Origin of the sequence: Alicyclobacillus sp. ALC3, assembly GCF_028751195.1 — a bacterium.
In the GTDB taxonomy this organism is placed as follows: Bacteria; Bacillota; Bacilli; order Alicyclobacillales; family Alicyclobacillaceae; genus Alicyclobacillus_L.
Window position 1 is genome coordinate 2,444,636 of the sequence record NZ_CP066784.1, and the last position, 18,375, is coordinate 2,463,010.

20 protein-coding genes are annotated in these 18,375 nt (G+C 52.5%); 13 read left to right on the forward strand and 7 right to left on the reverse strand.

What is annotated here, in order from left to right; all coding sequences use genetic code 11:
- Positions 1-111: 111 nt before the first annotated feature.
- The 3 genes from JC200_RS11615 to JC200_RS11625 all read right to left on the reverse strand — a co-directional run bounded on the left by JC200_RS11615 (position 112) and on the right by JC200_RS11625 (position 1,982).
- Positions 112-726, reverse strand: coding sequence for a class I SAM-dependent methyltransferase (locus tag JC200_RS11615; RefSeq protein WP_274436412.1), 615 nt, complete (start codon positions 724-726; stop codon positions 112-114).
- Between the two features lie 120 nt (positions 727-846).
- Entirely contained in the window at positions 847-1,416 is a 570-nt protein-coding gene (locus JC200_RS11620) for a GrpB family protein (RefSeq protein ID WP_274436413.1), read from the reverse strand.
- Between the two features lie 110 nt (positions 1,417-1,526).
- The gene (locus JC200_RS11625) at positions 1,527-1,982 is read right to left on the reverse strand and encodes a GNAT family N-acetyltransferase (RefSeq protein ID WP_274436528.1); all 456 of its coding nucleotides are present in this window, start codon (positions 1,980-1,982) and stop codon (positions 1,527-1,529) included.
- 216 nt (positions 1,983-2,198) lie between these two features.
- On the opposite strand from JC200_RS11625, the gene JC200_RS11630 reads away from it, so the two are divergent.
- Positions 2,199-2,363: a hypothetical protein gene (locus JC200_RS11630; RefSeq protein ID WP_274436414.1), complete on the forward strand. Its 165-nt coding sequence runs from the start codon at positions 2,199-2,201 to the stop codon at positions 2,361-2,363.
- Between the two features lie 277 nt (positions 2,364-2,640).
- Here JC200_RS11630 and JC200_RS11635 read toward each other — a convergent pair whose 3' ends face one another.
- On the reverse strand, positions 2,641-3,111 hold the full coding sequence (locus tag JC200_RS11635) for a GNAT family N-acetyltransferase (RefSeq protein ID WP_274436415.1): 471 nt from the start codon (positions 3,109-3,111) through the stop codon (positions 2,641-2,643).
- Positions 3,112-3,395: 284 nt separating this feature from the next.
- On the opposite strand from JC200_RS11635, the gene JC200_RS11640 reads away from it, so the two are divergent.
- The 3 genes from JC200_RS11640 to JC200_RS11650 are packed head-to-tail and all read left to right on the forward strand — an operon-like array spanning position 3,396 to position 5,116.
- Positions 3,396-3,725, forward strand: a complete 330-nt coding sequence (locus tag JC200_RS11640; RefSeq protein WP_274436416.1) for a PadR family transcriptional regulator — start codon at positions 3,396-3,398, stop codon at positions 3,723-3,725.
- 14 nt (positions 3,726-3,739) lie between these two features.
- A complete protein-coding gene (locus tag JC200_RS11645) occupies positions 3,740-4,609 on the forward strand; it encodes a pentapeptide repeat-containing protein (RefSeq protein ID WP_274436417.1) in 870 nt (289 codons plus the stop codon).
- A 3-nt stretch (positions 4,610-4,612) separates the two neighbouring features.
- The gene (locus JC200_RS11650) at positions 4,613-5,116 is read left to right on the forward strand and encodes a zinc ribbon domain-containing protein (RefSeq protein ID WP_274436418.1); all 504 of its coding nucleotides are present in this window, start codon (positions 4,613-4,615) and stop codon (positions 5,114-5,116) included.
- Positions 5,117-5,231: 115 nt separating this feature from the next.
- Here JC200_RS11650 and JC200_RS11655 read toward each other — a convergent pair whose 3' ends face one another.
- Entirely contained in the window at positions 5,232-6,041 is an 810-nt protein-coding gene (locus tag JC200_RS11655; protein ID WP_274436419.1) for a GGDEF domain-containing protein, read from the reverse strand.
- A gap of 649 nt (positions 6,042-6,690) precedes the next feature.
- On the opposite strand from JC200_RS11655, the gene JC200_RS11660 reads away from it, so the two are divergent.
- The 4 genes from JC200_RS11660 to JC200_RS11675 all read left to right on the forward strand — a co-directional run bounded on the left by JC200_RS11660 (position 6,691) and on the right by JC200_RS11675 (position 10,246).
- Positions 6,691-7,653, forward strand: a complete 963-nt coding sequence (locus tag JC200_RS11660; RefSeq protein WP_274436420.1) for an NAD(P)H-dependent flavin oxidoreductase — start codon at positions 6,691-6,693, stop codon at positions 7,651-7,653.
- A 712-nt stretch (positions 7,654-8,365) separates the two neighbouring features.
- Entirely contained in the window at positions 8,366-8,980 is a 615-nt protein-coding gene (locus JC200_RS11665) for a cytochrome b N-terminal domain-containing protein (protein ID WP_274436421.1), read from the forward strand.
- Entirely contained in the window at positions 8,977-9,978 is a 1,002-nt protein-coding gene (locus JC200_RS11670; RefSeq protein WP_274436422.1) for a hypothetical protein, read from the forward strand. The genes JC200_RS11665 and JC200_RS11670 overlap by 4 nt, the downstream gene beginning before the upstream one ends.
- A gap of 37 nt (positions 9,979-10,015) precedes the next feature.
- The gene (locus JC200_RS11675) at positions 10,016-10,246 is read left to right on the forward strand and encodes a hypothetical protein (protein WP_274436423.1); all 231 of its coding nucleotides are present in this window, start codon (positions 10,016-10,018) and stop codon (positions 10,244-10,246) included.
- Positions 10,247-10,604: 358 nt separating this feature from the next.
- Here the strand turns inward: JC200_RS11675 and JC200_RS11680 are convergent, their stop codons facing one another.
- Positions 10,605-11,519 (reverse strand): YncE family protein, encoded by a 915-nt coding sequence (locus JC200_RS11680; protein WP_274436424.1) that lies wholly within the window; start codon positions 11,517-11,519, stop codon positions 10,605-10,607.
- Positions 11,520-11,729: 210 nt separating this feature from the next.
- Here JC200_RS11680 and JC200_RS11685 point away from each other — a divergent pair, with 210 nt between their 5' ends.
- A complete protein-coding gene (locus JC200_RS11685; protein WP_274436425.1) occupies positions 11,730-13,355 on the forward strand; it encodes a fatty acyl-CoA synthetase in 1,626 nt (541 codons plus the stop codon).
- Between the two features lie 95 nt (positions 13,356-13,450).
- On the opposite strand, the gene JC200_RS11690 is transcribed toward JC200_RS11685, so the two are convergent.
- Complete coding sequence (locus JC200_RS11690) at positions 13,451-14,278, reverse strand: sensor histidine kinase (protein ID WP_274436426.1); 828 nt, start codon at positions 14,276-14,278, stop codon at positions 13,451-13,453.
- 71 nt (positions 14,279-14,349) lie between these two features.
- On the opposite strand from JC200_RS11690, the gene JC200_RS11695 reads away from it, so the two are divergent.
- From JC200_RS11695 to JC200_RS11710, 4 genes are all read left to right on the forward strand, one after another.
- Positions 14,350-14,994: a response regulator gene (locus tag JC200_RS11695; protein WP_274436427.1), complete on the forward strand. Its 645-nt coding sequence runs from the start codon at positions 14,350-14,352 to the stop codon at positions 14,992-14,994.
- A gap of 179 nt (positions 14,995-15,173) precedes the next feature.
- Positions 15,174-15,953 carry a cytochrome c oxidase assembly protein gene (locus JC200_RS11700; RefSeq protein WP_274436428.1) on the forward strand — a complete coding sequence of 260 codons (780 nt, stop codon included), beginning with the start codon at positions 15,174-15,176 and terminating at the stop codon, positions 15,951-15,953.
- Complete coding sequence (locus JC200_RS11705; protein WP_274436429.1) at positions 15,941-16,942, forward strand: hypothetical protein; 1,002 nt, start codon at positions 15,941-15,943, stop codon at positions 16,940-16,942. Before JC200_RS11700 ends, JC200_RS11705 begins: the two co-directional genes overlap by 13 nt.
- Before the next feature lie 39 nt (positions 16,943-16,981).
- Positions 16,982-18,127 (forward strand): redoxin domain-containing protein, encoded by a 1,146-nt coding sequence (locus tag JC200_RS11710; RefSeq protein WP_274436430.1) that lies wholly within the window; start codon positions 16,982-16,984, stop codon positions 18,125-18,127.
- Positions 18,128-18,375 lie beyond the last annotated feature (248 nt).

Sequence of the window (18,375 nt, forward strand, 5' to 3'; positions counted from 1 at the left end):
CCACGTCGCCGAATTTTTCCTATGCCTGTGAAAGCCATATAACCTTGAAAATCCCTTGGCGTATATTTGTGTACGCATGGGAGCAAATCCTTCTTAAGGAAAAGCCTTTCCTTACTCGCTTATACCTTTCGGTTTGTCCCACGATAACAAGTAACGGTAATAGAAGCGACGTCTGATCACTGCTTCTGGTATCACCTCATGCGCTACTTGACGTATCTCGCGTAGTGACTCCTTAGGGTCGACAATCCGGACGTCTGGGTCTTTCATGCCCCCATGAATCCGGTCGACGACACGGATCGGGAGAGCGAGAAGACCGACTACGACAACATCCATAATAGATTTCTCAGCTGCCAGACCAACTATGAGGAGCCGACCACCAGGTGCGAGGACTTGACGCATTTTGAGCAGTGCGCTTCTAGGTGCCATATGATGTAATGTCGCTACACAGATGACCGAAGAAAAGAGTTCCTCCTGAGAAGGGACGGGCATAGTGAGGAAGTCACCGACTACTAGTGACACATTTGATACTGCAGACAGTCGTTGTCTTGCGTGCACAATAGCTTCCGGGTCTGGGTCAATTCCCACAACTTGCTCTACAAACGGCGCGAGACGTTGGAGTAGCAATCCATCGCCACAACCAACATCGAGAACTCGTCCACCGCGATTCTTTGCGTCTGCCACTAACTCTTCGTGGAACGCGGTATTGTGATTCCAGTATGTATCCATCCACCCACTATCCTTCTATTAAAAACTGCATTTTCCTATCTGGGAGCGATAGAATTGTTCCTACCTGTGGCTGAATATTCATGCAACCCGTACCACATCATCACTACTACAAAACACGGGTCACATCCTTAACACGTGCTCAATGAAGGCGGCTTTGGATTTTGAATATGCTTCGCGGTCATTACCGAATTTTGCTGCCAAATCTCTCTTGAGATTGGCGTAATCGGAAATCAGAGCCGGGTTTCGCTTCAGTCGGTCACGAAACTGAAGCTGTTGTTCCCATCTGGGTTCCCCTTTCAGCATAAGGTGAAGGTGAGCGACACGTTTGTTGTTCTCTACTTTTATAAAAAACCTTCGCCAAGCCCGATTGTCGAGTTCTGGCGGAACATAGTACCAATGATGGGTTTCCAGCGACTCCGTTAATTCGCTTATACGGTCGTAGGAGGCGATTGAAGCCATGAGGTCCAGGATTGGTTTGGAGGGTAAAGCAGGGATAGACGTACTTCCGATGTGTTCAACTTCATCCACACCAAATGATGATAGCAGACTCAACAATTCTTGCACCTCGTGTATTCCCTGCGATATCCAATTCAGATCGTAATTCTCAATTTTTACTGCTTCCGTCGCCCACGCGGGCAATCTCGTCTTATTTGCATCTTCCAAATTAATCACCTCACTTGTGACAGCCAATCGAACTAACCTGCCCAATTGCGACGGATCGGTCACACACTGCCACAGTATATCCATGCAATTTGCCGGTGCTCCTGTGTCCCAGTATCGCCTCCGTTATCACGGGACGACTAGTAATCGCTGTCTGGATTCAGTGAGAGCCAGTGAGTTGCATTATCAGGGGCATGATACGTTGAAAATCCAATCGCTCGATAGAACTGGTCTGCCACTGGATTATCTGTTCGAAGGACGAGAGTCGCATAAAACCGTCTTGCTTCCAAAATAGCGTTGGAAACCAATCGTCTGCCGACACCATATTTCCGAGAATCAGTGTGCACGTATAGCCTGCGAACTCTGCCAACGTTAGCGAATTGTGAATATGGATCTCGATTCAGTCCGCATATACCGACAATCTGGTTCAATTTCCGGGCAACGAAGAGTGCCTCTCCGTCACGGTCGAACCGATTGGCCCCACTTACATACTCATCGTAGAATCGCCCTACAAAACGAAACCCTTCCTTCTTGCTTTCAAGCACCAAGGGGTATACGTCATCGACGTTTAAATCCCAAACCTGGGTGACAAGCACGTTTGGCAAATCGTTACCTCCCACACTCTTCCATTTTTCAGTTCCGCTCGTTACGTCGTGATAAAAGGCATCAGCATGGTATGTTTATGTATGGAACATGTCGAACTTTTTTGTGTTAAACCCTGAATTTTCGGTAGGCAATAGACGGACTAGCCTGCTTGATATACCCGAACCCCTACAACGCGAATTAGTTACATTCGAGAGGGGAATGCGCAAATGAAAAGGGACTTTGAACGGTACCTGAAGGAACGGTATCCCGGACAATTCGTCTACAAGATGATATCTGCGGACATCCTCGGAGATAAGGAAACCGAAGCTCTTCTGATTGGGAAAAATTCTACACCGTTAACCCTATTGAGTTTGGAACGAGACTCTATCTAAGATTTCTAGACAACTACAACCAATGTTACGTTGGCGGTCCAATCCACATCATCGGGTGCACGGACAACGGTAACATCATTGACTTTACCACCATCACGGACAAGTACAAAATGAAAATCGTTGGCGGTCAGGGACTCAAGAGGACGATGGCTGGCTTGTACGAATGGGCTCAGACGAGAGCATGACAACGATAAAGCATCTGCAATCATTGTGGGATTCCTTAGACCACTACTGCGCACTCCTGTCCGTTAGTTCCATAACAGTTAGCACAGCCGTACTATTCGGTAAGCACCTTGGACATGAGAATATTGGTGGCTACATAGCCTGAGGACTTGTACAAGTTAATTGCAACTTCGTTGTATCCAAAAACGTGTAGTGATATTTTGGGGATACCCATTTGCTTCACGCGGGCCTCAAGAGCTTGCATGGTTTGTCGTCCATAACCCTTGCCCCTTGCATCTTCGTTTATTTCAATTCCATAAATAAACATTTCTTTCCCTTCGTCACGCACCTTCAGCCATAAACTGCCCACGTCTTGGTCACTGTCTTCATCTTTGACATTAAAGAGATAAGTATCCAAGGTGTCTAACCCATCAGGCATTATCTGTTCAAACTCATGCTGTGAAACCTGCATCGCCTCTTCAGCCGAGACGTTGCCCGATCGCACCTTTTCTTCGGCATAAAACTTTACATTAGCGTCCAGCCACGTCTCATATTTCTCCATCGTCATTGGCACCAACTTGACCACGGCTATCCCTCGATTCCCTTGTGGGTTATACCAGATTTGTAATTGATTATGTTCGTTGCTGAACAGTGCATTCCTGCTGCTTACTGAAACAAGTGGGTCGTGTAGCTGGCAGGAAAATATACATAAAAATATATACTTATCCGTACTGAAGCGTCTCTTCGCATAGAGATTTCAGCCACATGCACACGATAACCTCATTCATGAACCGTCATGAAGTATCATCAATCCAATTACATTGACTGTCATAGTACTGTGATGTATGATGACGGTGTCGAGGTGATGATATGAGTCAGAACAAGATCACATCCGACCTGCTGCGAGGACATACCGACACGATGATTTTGCGGCTCTTGTCCGAAGCTGATCGCTATGGCTACGAAATTGTCAAGCTGATTGCTGAGCGCTCAGGCGGTGAGTATGAATTGAAGGAAGCAACCATGTACTCCAGCGTCCGGCGCCTTGAGGCAGACGGTGACATCGAGTGGTATTGGGGCGATGAATCTCAGGGAGGACGGCGTAAATATTTCCGGATTACCGCGAAAGGTAGGTCCACTTACGCCAGCAACAAAGGCAATTGGGAGTACGCAAAGCGCGTACTCGACATCTTATTGTAAGGAGATTGGATGCTGTGAACGAGAAATTGACGACTCACTTGAATGAGGTATTTGCGCCATATGACGGGGTGAAAAGCGTTGCCGAACTAAAGGCGGACCTTCTCTCCGATTTGCAGGAGCGGTTTCGTGATCTTAAAGGCGAAGGCAAGGACGACGAAACGGCTTTTGAAATGACTATTGACAGCATCGGTGACATCTACCAAACGGTACAGGAGGTAGCTGATCTCTCTCGCTCGCTGGAACGCCAGGTGCAGATAAACCTCAGTGCGCGCAATCTGACAGAGAGTGACTTCGCGGGTGTTGTTTTGCACAAAGGAAAGTTCAAAGCGAGCGCGTTGGACGCAGCTGACTTTGCTGGCGCAGACTTGTCCGGCAGCTCGTTTGCTAGCAGTAGTGCACGCGGAGCCAATTTTGATAGTGCAGACCTGACAGACTGTAGCTTTTCCGCCACTGACCTTTCGGATGCGAGCTTTCGCAAATCAGTCCTAGTACGCACTAACGTAAACGTTTCGACACTGAATGGCGCGAAGTTCACTGACATCAGACTGACGGATGTCAACCTGACCAAGTCCGATCTTAAAGAGGCGACATTCGACAACTGTATCTTTGACGGCGTTGATTTCAAATCCTCCGACCTTCGAGGGATCTGTTTTAGCGGTCAGACCTTCATCGGTGTGAAGTTTGACAAGTCTGCACTGAACGACGTGTCGTTTCGGGGAGCAATACTCAAGAATGTGTCATTTACTCTACCGTTTGCCGTGACAAACAAATCATACCGCGAATTCAAAACCGTCTGCTTTGATGGCGCAACGATGGATAAGTTGACCTATGCTGCGCTTAAAGGACTATGGGTCGCCGACTTGTCAAAAGTTACGGTCATATAGGGTTTGAACAGAACGTTACGACGTTGGGAAAAAGAAGGACGATTACAGCCGGATGAAACAACGCCCGGAGGCCATCGTCGATACAATCTGGTGAAACTGCGACCGGAATGGTTTCGTCTTCAACGAAGCGAGAGAATAACCGTAGCATACGCCAGAGTTTCAAGTCATGATCAGAAGGAGGACTTGGAACGTCAGAAGCAAGTCCTTGAAATGTACTGTGCTGCACAAGGGTGGACGTTCGAGGTCGTTGCTGATGTTGGGTCAGGCATGAACTACCACAAGAGTGGGACAAAACAAGAAAGCATGCCGTTATCTGTACGAGAATGGACATGCTTGGCATGTGGTACTCATTATGATCGCGACCTGAACGGTGCAATCAATTTGAGGAATTGGGCCGTGAGTTTCACGGTGGCAGCATGTGGAGAGGATATAAGACCGGATATCACAGAGGTAGCCTCGACGAGCAGGAATCCAACGTCAAAGCTACCTATGCGTAGGTTTGAGTGAGTTTGGAGGAACGAGACTGGAGATATGCAAGTGTCGGCGATCCAAATGAAGGACGTTCACAAGTCCTACAAACAGCTTCATGTCCTACGTGCTGATGTAGACGCTAGAAAGAAAACTAGCCTAGAACAATGCGGTTGCGCCCCGCTGTTTTCGCCTCATACATGGCAATATCGGCCTTATCGAGAAGTGCCTCTAAGGACTCTCCTTGGCGCTCAGCAACGCCACCGCTGATGGTTACAGAGATCTTTTCTTCCTGATAGGCAAAAGTAGTTCTTTCTATAAGGTTTCTGATTCTCTCCGCTATCTGGACGGCGTCATCAGACTGCGTGTCGGGAAGTAAGACAGCAAACTCTTCACCCCCCAATCTAATGAGGACATCAGATGGGCGTAAATTTTTCTGGACCAGACGCGACACACCCTTAAGTACGATATCTCCTGCAGAATGGCCGAGAGTGTCATTTACCTGCTTGAAGCGGTCGATGTCGAAGACAAGTATGCTATAAGGCGCATTGGTAGCACGGAGGGACTGAAATGAAGAATCTAGGTATCGTCGATTGTAGATGTACGTCAAATCGTCCGTCATCGCAAGTTGTCTGAGTTGGTTGACCGTGCGGTCTGACTTTATTACAAAGAATGTAAAAGCGAGCGCGATGACCCAACTGACACAGGATGTCACGACAAAGCGAAAGGCAAAACCAGCGGGGACGTGATGCGAAAAGGTGACGTATTCGATGACTAGACGCGTCGCCGCGACGATGATGACAGAAGAATTGGCCACGAACCATCGCGGGTGTAGTACGACTGCACTCAAGACGGGAAGCGTAAACAGCATCCACAGTGCGTCGCGTGGGTAGAGTGAATTTAGGGTTAGGGCAAGTAAAAATGCCACTAACGTGAAGAGGTAAAGCGAAATCCGGCTGAACATGGCACCCCTGCCCTCATCACAGTATATCCGCCTTTTCTAAGCGCGGTCGTTCCTCCGTGCAGAGGGTTCACACGCCGGACCCACTGTACTGTGGGCGACGGTTGTGCTCTGTCACATATACGGCGCAATCACTTGCCTTACAATCCACCTTTCTGTAGTACCCTGTCAAAGCTGCGGACAGTTTGTCAATCAATTGTCATAAACGTAACATGGGGAGCAATCTCCAAGGGATGTATCAGAAAGTTTTTTCTTCAGAATGTTGGTGAGATCTCATCTCCACTACATTGTCGTGTTGATCATAATGCGTAAGAGATCAATTCTTGTTCCCAGAGAATCTGTTTCATAAGGTGCTTTCGCTTTATTCTGGGATGTTGGAGTGCCACGAATAGCAGATTAAATTGTAACACGTTAGGGAAGAGACATGAGTGCAGTTTCTCGTTCATTTCACGGCTGAGTACGGCCGACGTTTCCGCGGGGTTTTCGAGAATAGGACGGTAAGACTCCACCTCTCCTCGGCGGGATTATTACTGCAGGTGATGTTGACGTTGAGACATTTGAGTCTGCTGAGTTCCGCTGGCCTGCCGGCAGGGACCGGGGACACACTTCATCAGACAAGTCCGACGGGCTTGTCAAGGAGGAGGACTAACGGATGATTCACACACCACTGACTCGTGACTGGGGCTTGCGTTATCCCATTATCGGCGCGCCGATGGCTGGCGCCGCGGACGGTCGTCTGGCGGCCGCTGTGTCCAGTGCGGGGGGACTCGGGATGATCGGCATTGGCAGTCAGGCTTCGAATGGATTTATCCACGAACAGGCCGCGGTAGCTCGCCAGGGCGGAAAATTTGGACTAGGGCTCATGGTCTGGGCGCTAGCCGACCGTCCTGAGCTCTTGGAGGCTGCCGTGGCGGCACGACCGAATCTGCTGTCCCTGTCGTTTGGCGACCCGACGCCATATGTCCCGGTATGCCATGCGGCCGGGATTCCAGTGGCGGTTCAGGTCCACAGTCAGGCCGAGGCGCGTCAAGCAGAACGCGCCGGCGTCGACCTCATTGTTGCGCAAGGCACAGAAGCCGGGGGACATACGGGCGCTGTCGCGACGCTGCCGCTCCTGCAAGTTGTACTGGACACCGTGTCGGTGCCGGTCGTCGCGGCTGGTGGCATCGCCACGCCGCAAGGACTTGCAGCGGTGCTGGCTGCGGGGGCCGCAGGTGCGTGGATTGGCACCGCGTTGTTGGCCTCGCCCGAGGCGGCGCACAACGCGACGGCACAGGCCCGCCTCCTGGCTGCTGACGAGACCGAGACACTTTTGACTCATGTCTTCGATTGCGTGCAGGGACTCGCGTGGCCCGAGGAGTATCCGGGTCGCGCGCTGCGCAATGACTTTGCGGCTCGTTGGCATGGGCAGGAAGAGACCTTGATGCGGTCGGAGCAGGCTATCGAGGAGTTCCATCAAGGACGTGGAGACTATTCTGTCGGTTTTATCTATGCGGGACAGAGTGTCGGCCTTGTGCGACAGGTACGGCCTGCGGCCGACGTCATAAGTACCCTAGGTGAGGCAGCTGAACAGTGGCTGTCACGCCGACTGACGATACTGAGTGGCCAGGACTAGCATCGGCATCATATCGCAGCGGGGTGCATCAGCAACAGGAGACGGAGCACACTTAGGTTTTCAAAGGCGATGAGACCACATCCGTTGCCTATTTTCCGGGATACTTTGTGTGCGTAGTCCTTCGGGGCTTACGGTGCACCTGATGAATGCCCCACTCACGACTCCGCCAGCGTTTAACCATCCAAACCTCCATGCGAACTAGTCGTTATGTACTAATGCAGACTAGTACGACTATCCTCCCCTAGTCGGTCAGGACTGTGACTAACCGCGCTCCCGCTAGTTCAAAGCAACAGCACAAAAAATAGTGCAAGTCGGTCTTCTTCGAATGTACCCTCAACCGTTAACATGAACGTGTCTTACAAAAGGGAAGTGACCATTAGCAAGCGGTGCAGTCGCAGGTCTGTTGGGCTCAGAAATATGGCACGTTATTCGTCCATAGAGACCTTGCGAGTCTGGTGCTCAGTCAAAACAGAGTGGTCATTCTGGCCTACATGCGCTGAGCAGCATTGTCCAAGTGAAGTTGTGCCGAAAGAGTCTAGCGCATTTTTCTAAGGACTCGAAGAATCTGAGCGACAGGGGGAATTGAAATGGTAAACATGTCGAATGTCTGGCCCAATCACTTAATGGATTGGCTGTGGTTGGGGGTATTTATCCTTTTTCTAGTCGGATCGTACCCCCATGGGAAAGGACACGACAAAGGCGGTGACGATAAATGAACTGGACGACGAAGGTTCGCCATACAGTGTCAGAACAGTTGACTTGGGACAATTTACTTCCGTCAGAACAACCGGTTTACGTGTCTTCGCTAGTCTACAGTTTCGGGATTTTCACCTTGAGCAGTTTGGTCTTCGTAATCATGTCAGGTATTATTCTCGCTTCGAAGGGCGTCACGTGGTACCAGGTGTCCAGTCTTGGTGAGTTTGTCCGCAGTGTTCACTTTTGGAGTGTGCAGGCATTCTTCTTCTTTATGACGATGCACCTTGTTGGTCAGTTCTTCATGGGCGCGTGGCGCCAAGGACGTGCGTTCACATGGATGCTTGGCGCTTTATCGTTCGGCGTATCTGTCGTCGCCGCATTCACAGGTTACCTGTCCCGTGGCGATTTCTTCTCTCAATGGAATCAGGTGCAGAGTAAAGATGCTTTTAACGGAGCGGGGTTGGACGGCTTTCTCAACATCTTGAACAACGGCCAAGTCTATGGTTTGCACATCGTGGTCATTCCGGCCATTCTCCTGGTCCTGGTCGGTTGGCACTTGGTTGAAGTTCGCAGAAACGGCGTCGTCCCTCCTTATGAGACCAAGGGTGAGAGCGGGGTTGAAGGAAAATGAACAAAAAATATCGGGCGACCCTCAAGTATCCACAGAAAGAGTTTGACTTGCTCAAGGAGGGTGCGATTGGTATCGGTGCGACAGCGGTCCTGGTGATTGGTGCAGCCGCCATCTTTGGGGCGCCGTATCGTCCAGCAATCACGAACCAACAGGTGGCAAAAACACAGCCTGTCGTGATTATGCAGACAGCACTCGGCGACCTCGACGGTCAGGGTTCAATGTCGACGTACGGTCCTCCGTACAACAACAATACTGGCAGCACGCAGTCCATAGCCGGGTTTAGTCCAGAGGCGTGGTGGGGAACGCCGTATCAGGTAAATACAGCAAAAGCTGATGTGTTGACACCACTCAGTATGCTGGCGAAAGCATCACAGAATACTACGCTGTCATCGGCGCTTAAACAGTATGAAAGCGCGCCAGCGTCTACTCAGTTGAAGTGGGACCAGAATCTGACGACTGCACTCAACAAAGCGACAGTCACAAATGGCCAGGTTGGTATTCCCGCGGGAAACTACGGACCGGTCCAAGAGATGATGAACAGTGAGCTATCTCTCGCCTCATCTGGTCTTCTGTCTGGTGCACTTGATCGCGAAACGAACCAAGGCGTTTACCGCTGGAACAACCAGAACGACTTGTTGTTCCTGCAGGGCACAGCACTTCATCAAGTCGCAGGCACACTGAATATGAAAGGCGAGCAATGGGGCATCAATCACGACGAAGCCGCCTATCCAGGCCCGTGGTGGCTGACTCCGTACACGTTCTTGTATCAGATTCCGCCGTACTCCACTTCATCGGCTGGCGACCAAATGGCCGCTTATACGATGGGCTTGCTGTTTCTGATTTTGGTCTTGGTCCCATTTATCCCGGGTCTTAACAAACTGCCGAAGGTGTTGCCAGTTTACAAGTGGATTTGGCGTGACTGGTACAAATCACAACGGCGGTCAAACCGACCGCAAGCGAGAGCAACAACACAGAATCCAAGTCATTCGCACGCTTGACGCAAACTGTCCAAATAAATGGAGTGGGGGAATTACAATGAAGCAAGGTATTCGTTTATGGGTAATCTGGCTGTTCGCATTGTTCACTGGCGTGTACGGCACGGCGGAAACTTATCAAGGCATCACTACTTCGCAACATATGGATTTGACGTACGGTGTTCCGATTTTACTGTTCGGGATTTGGGTCACGGGGAATATTTGGGCGTCAGCGCGGCAGGCATGGCGGCGCCAGCGTGCACAGGCCAAGGCGGGCGTACACAACGCATAGTGCCCGGCTGCTGAAAACAGGTTGGGAAGTCGCTCAGGAGTGTCCGGTAGAGGCGGTGATATGGCATCCATCGTGCTCGTCTCTGCCACAAAGCCAATGCTGAACCAAACCCACCCTTTGAAAAGGGGTGGGTTTGCTCTGTATCTGAGTTATTGACGTTCCACAAAGTTGCGGTTTTGAAATTTCGACACAGTCATCATACCTGTTCTGGGAACGCAGCGAGTTCATACACACCTGACGTGTCGCTTCACTAAGGGAGTAGTGAGCACCCTAGGCCCACCCCTGAAACGGCGGCGTGGGCCACGTGAGCTTTGTTGAGCGATGCGCCTGCAAGTTTGGGCAAGGTAGAACTGGTCCATTAACCGACCGCGATCTCGGCCAATCCTTGTTCGCTCTCTAACGTGCTCGGTACGTCGATTGTGGCAATAACTTTCAGGGACGGTATCGCACGAATTTCAACTTGGTCATTTGCGGAAGCCACCATATACAATCGATTGGCAAACACGGCGATGCCTTGAGGCGCTTTCGATCCCGTAGTTTCGTCCGAGAAAATCAGCTTGCGCACGAGTTGGTTCGACGGGATAGCGATCGACAAGAGGCTGTCCACAAATTCCGACACGAACAGCAGTTTCCCATTCTGCGATACGGCGATCCCGTAAGGGTCACGACTGCCCACATATCCCACAGGAATTTTCGCGACCTCGGTTTGTGTGGCGGTTTTAATCACGGAAACATTATTCGACCCGGAATTGACCACGTAAGCTCGTATCCCTCTAGGGGTAAAGGCGATATGTCCGGGATTTTTGCCGACTGCGATTGTTTTCATCCGTGTCATCGTGAGTGCGCGATACACGGAAACGTGATCCGAAAGGGTGTTCGACACATAGACGGTCTTTCCGGTTGGTGAAATCGCGAGTCGGGAGGGACCTTGCCCGGCGGACAAAGTGCGCACGACTCTCCGTGTACTCACATGGATAACTGACACGTTGTTGCTGTCCGAGTTGGCTACCCAAACACGCTGCCCACTCGGAGTCACCGCGATGCCCTGCGGAGACCGACCGACTGGAATTTTGCAGATCAATTTCTTTGTTCTTGTATTGAACACCCAAACGTTGTTGCCAGACTGGCTGGTCACATAAATTCTTTGGCCGCCAGGTGAGAGGGCGATTCCACCAGGGGCGGGAACTGAAAGTTTACCGATGACTTGGTTTGTCTGACCACTGATGATATAAACCGCATTCCCTGGTATGTTTGTCACGTAGATATTGGCCACGAGCCACACTTCCTTTACGGTAGTATGGGTTAATAGATGCAACGTTGAAGACTCACGAAGCGGCAAATGTCAGTCACCATCGCACAGCTTTTCCCCTGCCTCTGGTCCGCACAACGAGGCCACTCATTTCCATCCAAAATCATCTCAATCTTTAGTAATATAGTGACTAAAACCACGCGTTGCCGGTGGGGGGAAGGGGAAAGAGGCAAAATGAGTCAGGAGTCTCGGGACGAACTCTCTGGAACTGTCAGTCGGGCTCGCCGCAACACGCTCTCAGACCTGTTGTCGCGCAGTGCCGCTCGTTATTCGGGCAGACGAGCCCTCGTTTTTCAGGACGAAGCAATCACGTATGCAGAGTTTGAAGCGCGTGTGTGCCAAGTGAGCCGTTTGTTCGCGGAGGATGGGCTTGGTCACGGATCGCGCATCGCCATTCTATCCCGGAACAGCCTTGACTTTGTGGTCGCCGCCTTTGCTACCGCGCGAATTGGCAGTACGCTGGTACCGATCAACTACATGTTGACGGTCGACGACGTCGCGTATATCACGCATCACGCCAAAGTAAACGCGCTACTTGCGCCGCTTGACCTGGCCCCCCAGCTCGAAGAAGGGTTCATGCGAGAATCTGGCGCCGCGAACACAGCGGCAGAAACGTCTCGAAGCGATGCGCCTCGCTACCTGCTACAGACGGAAGAAGCGGCCGCAGTGCTATCTTCCATGTGGAAGCCGCTACGGTCGGCACACGCGCTTTCCGACCAACCGTTCGACAGCGCTGTTGCCGGGACGGACGTAGCTCAGATTCTCTACACCAGCGGTACCGAGTCGCGGCCAAAAGGAGTCATGCTGACGCATGACAACTTGATTGCCGAATACGTCAGTTGCATTGTAGATGGTGAGATGGAGTCACGGGACGTCGCAGTTCATGCACTTCCTCTGTACCACAGTGCTCAGCTCAACTGTTTTCTGGGTCCGAGTGTCTACCTCGGCGGAACCGGGATCATCTTGGAGCAGGCAGCTCCGTCCGCCATTCTGGAAACTATTGAAACGCACGGCGTCACACAGTTGTTTTGTCCGCCAACCGTGTGGATCGCTTTGTTGCGCCATCCGGACTTTGAGAAGCGTGACTTGACATCGCTGCGCAAGTGTTATTACGGAGCTGCGATTATGCCGATGGAGGTTCTGAAAGAACTAATGACTAAACTGCCGCAAGCTGAGTTCTGGAACTTCTACGGCCAGACCGAGGTGGCCCCCTTGGCCACTGTATTGAAGCCGGAAGACCAACTGCGCAAGTTGGGCTCTGCGGGACTGCCAGCCTTGAACGTCGAAACGAGAATTGTCGATGACAATGGCGACGAAGTCGCACCTGGTGAGGTGGGGGAAATCGTCCACCGTACTGCGCACGCTATGCTTGGGTACCTAGACGACCCGGAGCGCACCGAGCAGGCGTTTTCGGATGGGTGGTTCCACAGCGGCGACCTCGGGGTGCGTGACGAGGAAGGTTATATCACCGTGATTGACCGGAAGAAGGACATGATTAAAACGGGCGGTATCAACGTGGCAAGCCGAGAGGTGGAAGAGGCGATCTACCAATACCCTGGGGTCTCGGAGGTGGCGGTGATTGGGGTGCCGGACAGCTACTGGATTGAGGCTGTGACGGCGGTTGTCGTCGCGAAACCAGGTGTGACTCTGACCCCGGACGAACTTGAGGTGCACTGCCGCGATGTCCTGGCCAAGTTCAAGGTGCCAAAACACATCGTGATCGCAGATACACTACCGCGCAACCCGAGTGGCAAAATCCTCAAACGCGACTTGCGGGAGGCGTACAAAGGGTTGGCGTAAGCAACCGGACTACGGCCGTGCAGGGGCGGCTTATCTTTCTTCATGTGATCCCGATGATAAGCTGTCCACAGCGGTTTCGTGTCTGAATGACCTAGTCAGTGTCCTTTGACGGTAATGGTTGTTCCCTGTCGACCGGCATCGACAATCATTTCAGCGCCAATTTCATCAGCGCGGGTTTTCATCAGTTCCAACCCGAATTTGTTGCCACCCGTAGTCCCGGCTGTGAATCCGCGACCGTTGTCCGTCACAACGAGTGTCCACTCGACATCGTCGGAGGGCCCGCTAACTTGAACTAACACTGTGGAGGCAGCGGCGTGTTTGATGATGTTCGTGATGGCTTCCTGTAAGATCCCGAACATATGCACTTGTTCTGCAAGTCCAAAATCTGGGCTGTCGTCTGCGTAGTTGAGTTGCCAAGCAATCGCAGTGCCGGTGAAAGTGCGGCGGAGATACGACCGGAATCTCGCTTGCAGATTGTCGTCAGGGGCGCCATCCTCGCGCAAATTAAAAATCGCCTGACGGATGTTTTCGTCAATCTCCCGCAGCGACATCCGTACTTCCTCTAGTCGTTCAGCCACTTGCGGCAAATCTGTGGCAGCCTCTCTGGCAGCGTTGACCTGAACTCCGGAATAAAAAATCGTTTGAGCAATCTGGTCGTGCAAAACCCTTGCCAGACGTTCTCGTTCCTGCAGCACAATGCGTTGCGCTCTTTCTTCGTTTAACTCAGATTCAGTGGCTGCAAACCGCTGGAGCAACTGACGCGTAATAATCGCGATGACAGCTGCATCGATACAGGCCGTGATCCAGTTGCCCAACTCCAGCGGAATCACTTGTTCGAGCAACGTGTGGCGGATGGTTTCAAAGACGCCAATCACAACCGCTGGGACAATGAACAGCATCCATTTCATCCGGCGTAAGTTCATGTGCTCCCCCTGTGATACAATATGGCTTGTTCAATATGCTCCATTCTCGCATGAGAGGTGGACGGAGTCGAATGAAAGCGCATGACGTCCTCATTGCGGATGACAGCGCGCGGGCGCGCCGGGCGATTCGCCTCATTCTCGATGGGTCGGAATCGTTCAGGGTTGTCGCTGAGGCAACAACAGGGATTGAGGCCGTTGACTTGGCCAAGCAATTGACGCCTGACATTGTCCTCATGGATATTCATATGCCTCAGATGGATGGCCTGCGCGCGACGCGGTTGATTAAGCGAGAGCTACCGAACCTGCAGGTTGTCATGCTCAGTGTATCCGACGACGCTGCAGATTTGTTCGAAGCGATTCGTTGCGGTGCGCAGGGCTATTTGGTAAAAAGCCTTGATCCGTCAGATTGGTTGTCCTACTTACAAGGTGTCCTCGACGGAGAGACGCCGATGTCTAAGGTGATTGCTCAACGCATTTTGGCGGAGTTTCGCTCACCCGACCAATCAACGGGTAAGTCGCCGGAATCGGGTCTGCTGACGCAGCGCGAACTTGAGATCCTCGACTTTGTGCGTCAGGGGGCGACCAATAGAGAAATCGCAACCCGTCTGTTCATCTCTGAGAATACGGTCAAGAACCACTTGAAAAACGTCATGGCGAAGTTGCACATCGAGAACCGTGTGCAGCTCGCTGCGTATGCCGCAAAGCATCAGCAATAACTGATTTAGCCCCCTGAAGTCCCCATTCTTCCTCCTACTCTAAACTGATGGCCCGAAAAATAGCCCAGTTGGGCTACAGGAACATAATCCCGACCCTGTTATCATGAAAGTCTAGCAGTCGACCTGACCGACTGCCTTTGTACTGTGCCTTTTAACTTACAGGAGAGGAGTAGGGGCCGGTGTTGTCAGTTTTCGCGAAAGCCAATCCGATGGACGTCATTCAACCTTGGATCGCCGTCGTTGCCGGTAGCGTACTACTCTTGTACCTGCTGACTGCGTACGGACCGATACGGAGGCTGTACGGCAATCCGGGTTCCGTTTCAGCGAAGGAAGTGACGCTGTTCACATTTGCTTCGGTGACGTTATACCTTTCGTTCGGCGGGCCTCTGGACTACATCTCGGACAACTACTTATTCTCAGCCCACATGTTTCAACACATGACTGAAATTGTAATCATGACACCGCTGTTCATCGCGGGGACTCCTGATTGGATGGTTCGGCGCTTGTTGGACTCACGACTGGTCCAGAATGCTTCGGCGCAGCACACCCATCCGATTTTTACGGGGCTCATTTTTAACGGTGTCATCGCCATTTTCCACATTCCACAGATCTACGACTTTGCCCTCGAAAATGAGGCGTTTCACTTTTTCGAACACCTCTGCTTCTTTGTGGTCGCGCTCATCTTGTGGCGTTCACTCTGGGACCTCACACCGGGCAGGAAAATGTTGGCGCTCTTGCTCAACTATAATTTAGGCATGCCTCTGGTTATATTCATGATCATCGCCAGGCACCCGTGGTATACGTTCTACGTCTCTCGCCCGAGAATCTGGCCGTGGCTGACACCGTTGGCGGATCAACAATGGGGAGCGATTATCATGGCTGTTATGATGATGGGGGCGTTCGCAGTGGTTGGCGTGAGAGCCTATGCGAAACAGGATGAGTCGATATGGTACGCGTAGGTGCAAACGCGCCAGTCGGCGGAGACAAAGGGGTCGCTGTGTACAACAACAGTGCGTTTCGCACGCTGCGCATCGGTATGGGTGTGCTCTGGTTGCTTGATGCCTTGCTGCAACTTCAGCCTGGCATGTTTGACAAGGCCTTTTACGGCAATTTGCCTGCCTCGACAATGCCGTCGCTGCTGCAAACCGTGCGCGAATCCGCTGTCGGTCCGGCCGCATCGGCCGTACAGTTCACGCAGTCTCTGTACTCTCATACGCCAGTTGTCGTGAACTTGTTTGTCATCGTGATCCAGCTTATTCTCGCGGCGCTCTTGCTCCTTCCGGTTGGCAGGGGATGGGTCCGTGCGGCCGCCGTGGGGACTGTCGTTTGGGGCCTTGCGGTTTGGCTGTTTGGGGAGGGACTAGCAGGCTTGCCGGCACTGGGCGACATGACGTTTTACAGTGGTTTTCCAGGCTCGGCCTTCTTCTATACTGTGGCTGGAGTTGCTCTGCTTTTTCCGCAGACAGCCTGGCAGACAGGCCGCGCCCAGCGCACTGCGCAGTATGCCTTAGTGGTTATCCTTGGAGCCTGCGCTCTTCTGCAGGTTCTGCCTGAAAATCTGCAGTGGCACGCGGATTCCTTGATGAACGTATTCGCAAACAGCGGTTTTCAGCGACAGCCAGCCCTCCTCTCGAACCCGGTGATGGCGTTCTCGCTCTGGATTTCCGGGCACGCGATTCTCGCAAACACCATTCTCTCCGCAGCACTTGCCGGTGCCACCATCGCTCTTCTGTTCTGGCGGTCAGTGCCTAGGCTGGTGCGTATAGCGGTATACGTATGGGTCTTTTTGAGTTGGTGGTTCGGGATGGACTTCGGCTATATCTTCTCTGGTTTGAGCACCGACCCGAACTCTGGACCTGCCGTGGGCCTCTTGGCGTTCACCGCCTCAATGTGGAAGTCGGCATCGGACAAAACAGGCGCGTTACGGCATGACCGATTGCAACGATAAATCACAGTTGTGTGAAACGAATCGTCAGGGGGGATTTTGATGAAGAGAAGGTCACTGTGGTGGGCCAGCGGCGGAGTGATTGTCGCTGTCGCGCTCGGAACTGCCTTGGCGATTGTGCACAAACCGCCTGCGCCGACGCCGGTATTTAAAACGCCGGTTACAACACAGGTCAATGACCCGGTCGATCCCGGTACCAGCCTCGGAGGCACACCTGCGCCTAACTTCACTCTTACGGAACAATATGGGAAAAAGTTCTCGCTCTCTCAGTTTCGCGGGAAGGTGGTTGTGCTCGCTTTCGTAGACAGCCAGTGCACGACAATTTGCCCTCTGACGACGGAGAGCATGATGCACGCCGTGCAACTGCTCGGACCTGAGGCAGCAGCACATGTGCAACTGCTCGGGATCAACGCGAACCCGATTGCGATTGCTCCGAAGTACGTCAAGGAGTATTCTGTCGCCCACGGGATGATGAACTCGTGGCACTTTGGCACGGCGTCGCTCCCTCAACTCAAGGCGATCTGGGCGAAGTATCACATCAGCGACCAGATTGTGAACGGCAATATCGACCACACGCCTGCACTATACATCATCGACGCACAAGGTCGAGAGCAGGAACTGTTTCTCACCGCCAGTCAGTATGCAGCCTTGTCGCCTGAATCTGACGTGTTGGCAAAGCAAATCGCCCGTTTCCTGCCGAGCGGCGTGAAAGTGAACAAGATTGGGTCGACAACCTACCAGCCGTCGACTGTCGGGCCAGACACACCTGTGCAACTGCCAAAAGTGACACCTTCGGGAGTGCAGGGGACTGTGACGGTCGGCCCTGGCAAACCACAACTGACTGCCTTTTTCGCAAGTTGGGTGCCGAATGTGCAACAGGACCTGACAGCGCTGAGTGCATACGCGGCGGCGAAGGGAAGTCCGAGCGTGGTCGGCATCGACGTGGCGACTACGGAACCATCCAACACCGCGGTGGAAAAGACGCTGCGTGGCGCACCTTCACTGACGTTTCCGGTCGGTATTGACCAGACCGGCGAACTCTCCGATGGGTATAACGTGTCGGACCTGATGTGGCTAACACTGACTGACGGCAAGGGACACATCATCTGGAGTCACGACGGTTGGCTGCCGGTGAACTCTCTGCGTGCCGATGTGACACAGGCGCTGGCGGCGCATCACGTGCAGTGACCGTGCCGGGCCGCGGGGGTGCGGGGGTGCGGGGGTGCGGCTGAGCGATAACGGCACTGGGCAGCCTATTCGGCATTTTTCGCCTCCCGCTTCGGGGAATAAGCTGTTGCCCGTGGTTTATGTGGGCAATTACTGTCTCTCGGAGGCCTTCACAGGGCCAATAAGCTGCGCGAGGCCAGGCTATGCGCCTTGTGGATCGCTCGATTTTGGTACTTAAGCTGCCCTGTGCCGCTATGTCCTCCGAAAAT

Coding starts and splice junctions, on each gene's coding strand:
- JC200_RS11690 (WP_274436426.1), bottom strand. CDS start 14,278: ATGAACTTACGCCGGATGAAATGGATGCTGTTCATTGTCCCAGCGGTT.
- JC200_RS11640 (WP_274436416.1), top strand. CDS start 3,396: ATGAGTCAGAACAAGATCACATCCGACCTGCTGCGAGGACATACCGAC.
- JC200_RS11670 (WP_274436422.1), top strand. CDS start 8,977: ATGAACAAAAAATATCGGGCGACCCTCAAGTATCCACAGAAAGAGTTT.
- JC200_RS11615 (WP_274436412.1), bottom strand. CDS start 726: ATGGATACATACTGGAATCACAATACCGCGTTCCACGAAGAGTTAGTG.
- JC200_RS11685 (WP_274436425.1), top strand. CDS start 11,730: ATGAGTCAGGAGTCTCGGGACGAACTCTCTGGAACTGTCAGTCGGGCT.
- JC200_RS11710 (WP_274436430.1), top strand. CDS start 16,982: ATGAAGAGAAGGTCACTGTGGTGGGCCAGCGGCGGAGTGATTGTCGCT.
- JC200_RS11655 (WP_274436419.1), bottom strand. CDS start 6,041: ATGTTCAGCCGGATTTCGCTTTACCTCTTCACGTTAGTGGCATTTTTA.
- JC200_RS11695 (WP_274436427.1), top strand. CDS start 14,350: ATGAAAGCGCATGACGTCCTCATTGCGGATGACAGCGCGCGGGCGCGC.
- JC200_RS11705 (WP_274436429.1), top strand. CDS start 15,941: ATGGTACGCGTAGGTGCAAACGCGCCAGTCGGCGGAGACAAAGGGGTC.
- JC200_RS11630 (WP_274436414.1), top strand. CDS start 2,199: ATGAAAAGGGACTTTGAACGGTACCTGAAGGAACGGTATCCCGGACAA.
- JC200_RS11660 (WP_274436420.1), top strand. CDS start 6,691: ATGATTCACACACCACTGACTCGTGACTGGGGCTTGCGTTATCCCATT.
- JC200_RS11675 (WP_274436423.1), top strand. CDS start 10,016: ATGAAGCAAGGTATTCGTTTATGGGTAATCTGGCTGTTCGCATTGTTC.
- JC200_RS11665 (WP_274436421.1), top strand. CDS start 8,366: ATGAACTGGACGACGAAGGTTCGCCATACAGTGTCAGAACAGTTGACT.